The sequence below is a fragment of the Clavibacter lycopersici genome (genome assembly GCF_003576405.1).
Classification (GTDB): domain Bacteria; phylum Actinomycetota; class Actinomycetes; order Actinomycetales; family Microbacteriaceae; genus Clavibacter; species Clavibacter lycopersici.
This window is the reverse complement of the sequence record NZ_QWGT01000543.1, coordinates 1-475: the sequence shown is the minus strand read 5'-3', so window position 1 is coordinate 475 and position 475 is coordinate 1. Positions and strand designations below refer to the sequence as shown.

Sequence of the window (475 nt, the reverse complement as noted above, 5' to 3'; positions counted from 1 at the left end):
CCAGTCGGGCGTGAACTCGGCGTCGGCGACGACGATGCCGCCGCCTGCCGCGACCACCCCGCGGACGTTGACGGCCTGATCGCCGTTGCCCACCGGGTACGGGACGTAGACGGCGGGGAGCCCCACGGCCGTGAGCTCCGAGAGGGCGCCGGCGCCGGCGCGGGAGACGACGAGGTCGGCCGCCGCGATGGCGAGCTCCATCCGGTCGGAGTAGCCGACCACGTGGTAGCGGTCGACGCCCGGGTCGGTGAACTCCTGCGCGCCGCCGACGATGTGCAGGATCTGCGCGCCCGTCGCGGTGATGCGCTCGGCCACCTGCACGACGGTGCGGTTGAGGCTGCGCGCGCCCGTGGATCCGCCCGTGACGAGGAGGGTCGGCCGGTCGGCGTCGAGGCCCAGCTCGGCGCGCGCGGCGTCGCGGACGGCGTCGCGGTCGAGGGTCGCGATCTCGCGGCGCAGCGGCATGCCGACGACG

1 protein-coding gene is annotated in these 475 nt (G+C 76.0%); it reads right to left on the bottom strand.

The window, feature by feature from the left end; all coding sequences use genetic code 11:
• Positions 1 to 475, bottom strand: a 475-nt coding sequence (locus DZG00_RS16445; protein WP_304650949.1) for a UDP-N-acetylglucosamine--N-acetylmuramyl-(pentapeptide) pyrophosphoryl-undecaprenol N-acetylglucosamine transferase, incomplete at both ends; no start/stop codon positions are given.